The organism is Pseudochrobactrum kiredjianiae, from assembly GCF_030362795.1.
GTDB classification, from domain to species: domain Bacteria; phylum Pseudomonadota; class Alphaproteobacteria; order Rhizobiales; family Rhizobiaceae; genus Pseudochrobactrum; species Pseudochrobactrum kiredjianiae.
The window spans coordinates 1-7,392 of sequence record NZ_JAUCBM010000035.1 but is presented as its reverse complement, the minus strand read 5'-3'; the positions used below and the strand labels follow the sequence as shown (position 1 = coordinate 7,392).

Sequence of the window (7,392 nt, the reverse complement as noted above, 5' to 3'; positions counted from 1 at the left end):
CCCTTTAATTAAAGGTGTTTGAAAGTGGAATTTTCTCTGTTTAATAAACGAGGAGATTTTTATGAAAACGACTAGATTTACCGATCCACAAATCCTTGCAATCTTACGCCAAGCTGAGGGTGGTGTGTCTGTTCCTGAGCTTTGCCGCGAACACGGCATGAGCAATTCAGCATTTTATAAATGGCGCTCGAAATATGGCGGCATGGATGCCTCGATGGTCAGCCAGATGAAATCTATCGAGGATGAAAACCGTCGGCTAAAGAGAATGTTTGCTGACCTGAGCATGCAAAATGACTTACTGAAAGAAGCTCTTGGAAAAAAGTAACGGGGCGCTCGGAGCGTCGAGATATGGCCGTGATAGCTGCGAAACGGCCTGATGTCAGTATTGCGTGTGCATGCCGAGCTTTTGAAGTAAGCGAGACCTGTTATCGCTATAGCCCTCTTCTTCGTCATGAGAATGAAGAAATTGCAGATCTTCTGATTGGACTAACGGCAGCTAAAAAGACATGGGGTTTTGGATTGTGCTTTCTTTATCTTCGTAATGTCAAAGGCTATGGCTGGAACCACAAGAGGGTTTATCGTATTTATTGTGAGTTGGAGCTGAACCTTCGAATTAAGCCCCGAAAACGCCTTAAAAGGGATAAACCTGATGCTCTGGTAGTTCCAACAAAACCTAATTTGGTCTGGTCGATGGATTTCATGGCAGATCAGTTGGCAGACGGCCGGTCATTCCGGCTATTGAATGTACTGGATGATTTTAACCGTGAAGGCTTAGGCATTGAGGTGGATTTCTCTTTGCCAACAGAACGGGTTATTCGAAGTTTGAACCAGATCATCGAATGGCGCGGCAAGCCAGAGACTATACGCGTTGATAATGGCCCGGAATATATCAGTGGTAAACTTCTGGGGTGGGCTGAAAAACACTCTATTACCATCTTGTATATTCAACCAGGACAGCCTCAGCAAAATGCCTATATTGAACGCTATAACCGGACTGTCAGGCACGAATGGCTAGACCAATATATCATTGAGACAATTGAAGAAGCGCAAGCCTTCGCGACAGATTGGTTATGGACTTACAACAATGAACGTCCCAATATGGGCATAGGCGGAATAACACCCGCGCAGAAACTGAAAATGGCAGCATAAATTCCACGCCAGAACCCCGTTAAAAATGGGGGTATTACCTAATAAATATCGCCTCCAAAGAAAATGACGACGCGGATTTCGTCCAGCGTGGAGGAAGAAGGAATATAGGACTACAGAATGAATCAAAAAGAACTAAATCACGAGTTCTTTAATATGAGTTCATTGTATGTTGCACCTGATCTTATTGGTTGGACATTCAATGTTGGTTCAACTGGGGGAATAATTGTAGAAACCGAAGCCTATACGCGTTCCGATCCTGCCTCACATAGCTTTCGAGGTAAAACACTCAGCAATTCCTCAATGTTTGGAATACCTGGCTCAAGCTATGTATATCGCTCATATGGTCTTCATTGGTGTATGAATTTTGTCTGTGCGGATGCATCCGCAGTATTAATAAGAGCTCTCCATCCCTTATCTGACTTACCAACTATGATGCAAAGGAGGGGAACACAAAATATCAAGGCATTGTGTTCTGGCCCGGGTAAACTTTCTCAGGCTCTTAATATTAACAAAATGCTGGATGGGCAGTGTTTAAAAGACCTCCCTTTTTTTCTCGTACCAAGAACTCAAACTCCGCCGATAGAAACAGGTAGAAGGATTGGGATTACCAAAGCCGCTGAATATCTCTGGAGATTTAAATTAGCTGATACAGCTTTCGTTGGAGAAATAAATCTGTCTAAAACTCCTCTATTAGATAAATAGGTTTTTTCAGATATGGAACTAAAAATGGGTACATATTAGTCATTGATGTTGAAGTTTTTGTACCACGAGATGACAAAACTCAAGCTCCAATATTATTTGCAATTGCAAGGAGTTGAGACGGAAGGATTGTTACTTACTCATAAAAGTTAGTAACTGCTCTGCCAATTCCATAGGGGAATCTTCAGCCATATGATGCCCACTATCAATACTTGAGCCAGTTACAATATGCTCAGACCATGGTTGCCATATTTGAATTAGGTTATCATAAAGCTCTGGAAGGTCATCTCTCTCAGACCATATTAGGTGCACTGGACATTGAAGTTTTTTGCCGATGGATCGATCATGAAGATCATGTTTGTAATCGACTTGTAAACCGGCTCGATAATCGCCTAGCATACCTTTAACGGTTTCAGAATCTTTAATAGCATTCAGAAAATCCATATAATTTTCAACGCCCATTGCTTCTATGCTCCCCCCATACCAGCTTATAGGGTCTGCTAATATTGCTTGTTCCGGTTTGTTGTGTTGGGCATAAAAAAACCAATGCCACCATTTTGTAGCAAACTGAACCCTACAGCGCTCGAGAGCCTCGATAATTGGCACGCAATCAAGTAAGGCGAGTTTCATGATGTTGATGGGATGATCCATCGCGAGACGAAATGCTGTATAACTGCCTCTGTCATGACCGGCTAGATTAAAGCGGTCAAACCCTAAATATCTCATGAGAGCGATACAATCTCTAGCTTTTGCTCTTTTTGAAGAAGCTTCATAGTCATAAGGGTCTATTGGCTTACTTGATTGACCAAAACCTCTTAAATCAGGACAGACAACTGTAAAATGTTGAGATAATAAAGGTGCCACCAAATGCCAAGTTGTATGTGTTCGTGGGTGGCCATGTAGCAAAAGCAAAGGCGGGCCATAACCACCGTGACGCACGCGCAAGTTTGCTTCTGGTAGCTCAATAACTTCCAATTTAAAATTATCAAACATAATGATCTTATTCCATGAATACATAGTGATTTTTTCACTATATTAAATTAGCGCAAAATAAATTTTTTCAAGTTGGTTTTATTAGAAAAATATTACTAAAATTATTATTTATTTGTGGAATAATAAAAAAAATAACTCAAATTACTTTACCTGTAGGTTTGTATAAAAAAGATTCAAATTTATATGAAATTTATCATGTAATTTGGGAACCATTCTACCTATTAATCATTAAATACATATAAAATTATTTTAGAAGGAAAATTTAATGTTCAATAAAATGGTACTTATTAGTGGTGCAATGATGCTGACTGCATTGACTGCCCATGCTCAAGATACAAAACCTGCTGAGCAGCCGGCAACTACTACAGAAACGCCCGCGGTTACGACGCCAGATAGTGTTAATCCAGCTGCTCCTGTGGCAGGTAGTAACAGTTTCACAGAAGATCAAGCGAAAGTGCGCATGGTCGATGAAGGTTATACGGATATCACCAACTTAAAATTAAGTGATGATGGTATTTGGAAAGCCGATGCCATGAAAAATAACACTAAAGTAACAGTTAATCTTGACTATCAAGGTAATATAACTGCGAAATAAATTGTATTATAAATTTGAGGAGATAAAAAATGAGAGTAGTTACTGGATTATATGACGATTACGCCACAGCACAAAGTGTTGTAGGCGATCTAGAGGATGCTGGAATTAATTCTGACGATATCAGTATTGTAGGCCATAATTCCCACAATGATACTAACGCTGCTGAGGGGGCGGGCGTTGGAGCTGGAATTGGTGCCGCCGTGGGTGGAGCAGGTGGGTTATTGGCCGGACTTGGACTTTTAGCAATCCCTGGCGTCGGCCCAGTGGTAGCAGCCGGATGGCTAGCGGCGACGGCCGCTGGAGCAGTTGGTGGCGCCGTTGTTGGGGGGGCTGCGGGTGGCCTGATTGGTGCGCTAACAAATTCTGGCGTATCTGAAGAAGATGCCCATGTTTACGCTGAAGGCGTTCGTCGTGGTGGTACACTAGTTACGGTACGTGTTCCTGAAGAACAATATGCCGTTGCACAGAGCATTGTATCGCAATCCAATGTGAACCTGGAACAACGGAGAAGCCAATATGCAGAAGAGGGTTGGGAAAGTTTTGACGGAACGGCAAAACCTTATACAGTCGAAGAAATTGAAGCCGAACGATTGCGGTTCCGATAATTAAATTATAAAAAACGGGCAATAGCCCGTTTTTTTTATTCATTACTCAATCTGAGTTAATTGCGACTGTAGGCCACTATTCCCTCAGCTGCTTGAGTTCCTAATTTATACGAACCTTCAATGCCTTGAATGAAAGGATACTTATCTAAAATATGAGGAATGCTTAGACAATAGAATTCGCTAAAGTGGTCCCCGCCCAAACATAATCTAAAATGGTCATCTAGTTCCAAACCAGTTTCGTTTTCCGCAATCTATGTTGATATGGATTGAAAAGGAAAATCGGTATCGGAAAGAGGCTTATTGCCAGTTGCGTCAATCAAGTAATCAAAATTTTCTTTAAAATCTTCACCTTTGATGGCAATGAAACCTTCGTCAGCAGGATTTCCAATCACATAGTCCTCAGGTAATTTTTTAATATTTAAAATGCCGGCTTTATGTGCGGCCAATATTCTTTTGATGGATTGATGGGGAACGGATGCATAGTCATCGACAAATATTGGTTTAATTAACGAATTAAAACGCTCTAAATCCTCTAGGGTCAAATGTGGGACTATTAGACCGAATGTCTCATGCATTCTTAAAATGGCGTACCGCCATTGCACAGTTTTTTTATCATTATAATTAAGTTGTGTTGTTCTTAAATTATCGGCAGCCCACACAAATGGGTCATGGTTTATACGTGGAGAAAAATAGGCTGTGTTAAATTGTTGCAGATCCAAGGCTTCCAAGGATATTGATGCGGCGTAATCAGGATCAGAGTACAAAAGCTGCAACTTAAAGAGATGAAAGGTTTCATCCAATAAATCGCTCTGACAATGGTGGATAAAATTTTGAACCAATTCTTCTGTAAAAATCTCTAGCGGCTCATAAGGAAGAGGGCAAAAAAAGTCTGCCTCAGGTAAAATGCCCTTTCTCGACATCATCGTGATATCCAGCTGCGAGACGTTGGGGTTTAGATTATATGCCAACTCCCCGGTTTCATTTTCTATAAACGAGCCGTTATTATGGGCAACTGCAACAAATGCATCGATTGCACTAAGCGAAGTACCTAATATTCCCACTTTACAATTTCTTATTTTATTCAGCTTTTTGTAAGGCCATGGGCTAGCCATTAGATTTCCGGCATCTATAGCCTTATCGTAATAATGTCCGGTTGCCATTACTACATGATCATACGTCAATATCTGTTTTATAAAATTGTAAGAATGAACCCTTAATTCAAATTTTTCGTTTAAATAGTCAACATCTCTTACAAAGCTATTATTCTGAATATTTATTTTATGGCCTTTAGCGATTAGTAGCTTAATTATTTCTATAAGTTGCTCTTGGAAATATTTTCCAAGGAGTATTCTGGGATAAAATCCTCTTTCAGTAATATTTTCTTTGCTTATCTCATAGATTTCTAATTCTGAACCATGAAGTTTATGAAGCCAAGTGCAATAAGTTTCCAACAGATTAGGTATCTCAATACTAGAAATGTTAGCAAGCATTTGTTTGCTGTTGACGGTTGGGCAGTATGGCGTGCCCGTACCCAATGCGGCAGCTTGTTCAAAAAGCGTTATGTTAAATTTTATTTCGCTCTCAAGCAACGCTTTGAGAAAATATATACCAGTAGGTCCTGACCCTATCACTGCTACGCTTCGCATGCCGCATTCCAATTGAGATTTATATCACTGGTCAAGAACGAGGGCAGGGAACTCTTTGTTCCATGGCGATTGATAAATCCGATTACTTGGCTGATTCAACATTCTGGCACGGAACAAAACGCTACGGTAGATTGTTTCTGTAAACTTAAATCTCCATTCAAAGTCGAGGGTATCAAATGGCATTCGATAGCAAGGATAAATTAATTCTGGCACTAGCAGCTTTACTGCGAGCGGAACGTGAAACACGCGGTGCATTGGAAACGGCACTAGAGAATGACAGTATCTCAAGAGAAACTTTGATTGCTATTATCTCAGATCCTGTACCGGTGATTACACAAGACGATCTCGATTTCGCAGAACAATTTGCCCTATCTCGCCATCTTGCTGTGGGGAAAATTAGCTGATGTAGAAGGACATACTACCATGACTACGGATAAACTTTCCGCCTACAGAAAGAAACTCAACTTCTACGTTAGTAATGAGCCTGGAGAATCACGGCAGCTTGATGAGACCACACGGTAATACCCCCATTTTTAACGGGGTTCTGGCGTGGAATTTATGCTGCCATTTTCAGTTTCTGCGCGGGTGTTATTCCGCCTATGCCCATATTGGGACGTTCATTGTTGTAAGTCCATAACCAATCTGTCGCGAAGGCTTGCGCTTCTTCAATTGTCTCAATGATATATTGGTCTAGCCATTCGTGCCTGACAGTCCGGTTATAGCGTTCAATATAGGCATTTTGCTGAGGCTGTCCTGGTTGAATATACAAGATGGTAATAGAGTGTTTTTCAGCCCACCCCAGAAGTTTACCACTGATATATTCCGGGCCATTATCAACGCGTATAGTCTCTGGCTTGCCGCGCCATTCGATGATCTGGTTCAAACTTCGAATAACCCGTTCTGTTGGCAAAGAGAAATCCACCTCAATGCCTAAGCCTTCACGGTTAAAATCATCCAGTACATTCAATAGCCGGAATGACCGGCCGTCTGCCAACTGATCTGCCATGAAATCCATCGACCAGACCAAATTAGGTTTTGTTGGAACTACCAGAGCATCAGGTTTATCCCTTTTAAGGCGTTTTCGGGGCTTAATTCGAAGGTTCAGCTCCAACTCACAATAAATACGATAAACCCTCTTGTGGTTCCAGCCATAGCCTTTGACATTACGAAGATAAAGAAAGCACAATCCAAAACCCCATGTCTTTTTAGCTGCCGTTAGTCCAATCAGAAGATCTGCAATTTCTTCATTCTCATGACGAAGAAGAGGGCTATAGCGATAACAGGTCTCGCTTACTTCAAAAGCTCGGCATGCACACGCAATACTGACATCAGGCCGTTTCGCAGCTATCACGGCCATATCTCGACGCTCCGAGCGCCCCGTTACTTTTTTCCAAGAGCTTCTTTCAGTAAGTCATTTTGCATGCTCAGGTCAGCAAACATTCTCTTTAGCCGACGGTTTTCATCCTCGATAGATTTCATCTGGCTGACCATCGAGGCATCCATGCCGCCATATTTCGAGCGCCATTTATAAAATGCTGAATTGCTCATGCCGTGTTCGCGGCAAAGCTCAGGAACAGACACACCACCCTCAGCTTGGCGTAAGATTGCAAGGATTTGTGGATCGGTAAATCTAGTCGTTTTCATAAAAATCTCCTCGTTTATTAAACAGAGAAAATTCCACTTTCAAACACCTTTAATTAAAGGG

The 7,392-nt window shown here is 41.5% G+C and carries 8 protein-coding genes; 5 read left to right on the top strand and 3 right to left on the bottom strand.

What is annotated here, in order from left to right; all coding sequences use genetic code 11:
- The first annotated feature begins 61 nt into the window (after positions 1-61).
- A protein-coding gene (locus QUF18_RS20170; protein ID WP_113946470.1) for an IS3 family transposase occupies positions 62-1,149 on the top strand; the annotation gives its coding sequence in 2 pieces (ribosomal slippage) (positions 62-323 and positions 323-1,149; 1,089 coding nt in all).
- A 117-nt stretch (positions 1,150-1,266) separates the two neighbouring features.
- The gene (locus QUF18_RS20165) at positions 1,267-1,851 is read left to right on the top strand and encodes a DNA-3-methyladenine glycosylase (RefSeq protein WP_213600381.1); all 585 of its coding nucleotides are present in this window, start codon (positions 1,267-1,269) and stop codon (positions 1,849-1,851) included.
- Positions 1,852-1,980: 129 nt separating this feature from the next.
- On the opposite strand, the gene QUF18_RS20160 is transcribed toward QUF18_RS20165, so the two are convergent.
- Positions 1,981-2,841 (bottom strand): alpha/beta fold hydrolase, encoded by an 861-nt coding sequence (locus QUF18_RS20160; RefSeq protein ID WP_213600382.1) that lies wholly within the window; start codon positions 2,839-2,841, stop codon positions 1,981-1,983.
- Positions 2,842-3,106: 265 nt separating this feature from the next.
- On the opposite strand from QUF18_RS20160, the gene QUF18_RS20155 reads away from it, so the two are divergent.
- Together QUF18_RS20155 and QUF18_RS20150 are read left to right on the top strand one after the other, a co-directional pair.
- A complete protein-coding gene (locus tag QUF18_RS20155; RefSeq protein WP_213600383.1) occupies positions 3,107-3,436 on the top strand; it encodes a PepSY domain-containing protein in 330 nt (109 codons plus the stop codon).
- A 29-nt stretch (positions 3,437-3,465) separates the two neighbouring features.
- Complete coding sequence (locus QUF18_RS20150) at positions 3,466-4,041, top strand: general stress protein (protein ID WP_213600384.1); 576 nt, start codon at positions 3,466-3,468, stop codon at positions 4,039-4,041.
- A 251-nt stretch (positions 4,042-4,292) separates the two neighbouring features.
- Here QUF18_RS20150 and QUF18_RS20145 read toward each other — a convergent pair whose 3' ends face one another.
- The gene (locus tag QUF18_RS20145) at positions 4,293-5,687 is read right to left on the bottom strand and encodes an FAD/NAD(P)-binding protein (RefSeq protein WP_213600385.1); all 1,395 of its coding nucleotides are present in this window, start codon (positions 5,685-5,687) and stop codon (positions 4,293-4,295) included.
- 176 nt (positions 5,688-5,863) lie between these two features.
- Here QUF18_RS20145 and QUF18_RS20140 point away from each other — a divergent pair, with 176 nt between their 5' ends.
- On the top strand, positions 5,864-6,091 hold the full coding sequence (locus QUF18_RS20140; RefSeq protein ID WP_213600386.1) for a hypothetical protein: 228 nt from the start codon (positions 5,864-5,866) through the stop codon (positions 6,089-6,091).
- Between the two features lie 152 nt (positions 6,092-6,243).
- Here the strand turns inward: QUF18_RS20140 and QUF18_RS20135 are convergent.
- A protein-coding gene (locus tag QUF18_RS20135; RefSeq protein WP_113946470.1) for an IS3 family transposase occupies positions 6,244-7,331 on the bottom strand; the annotation gives its coding sequence in 2 pieces (ribosomal slippage) (positions 6,244-7,070 and positions 7,070-7,331; 1,089 coding nt in all).
- Positions 7,332-7,392 lie beyond the last annotated feature (61 nt).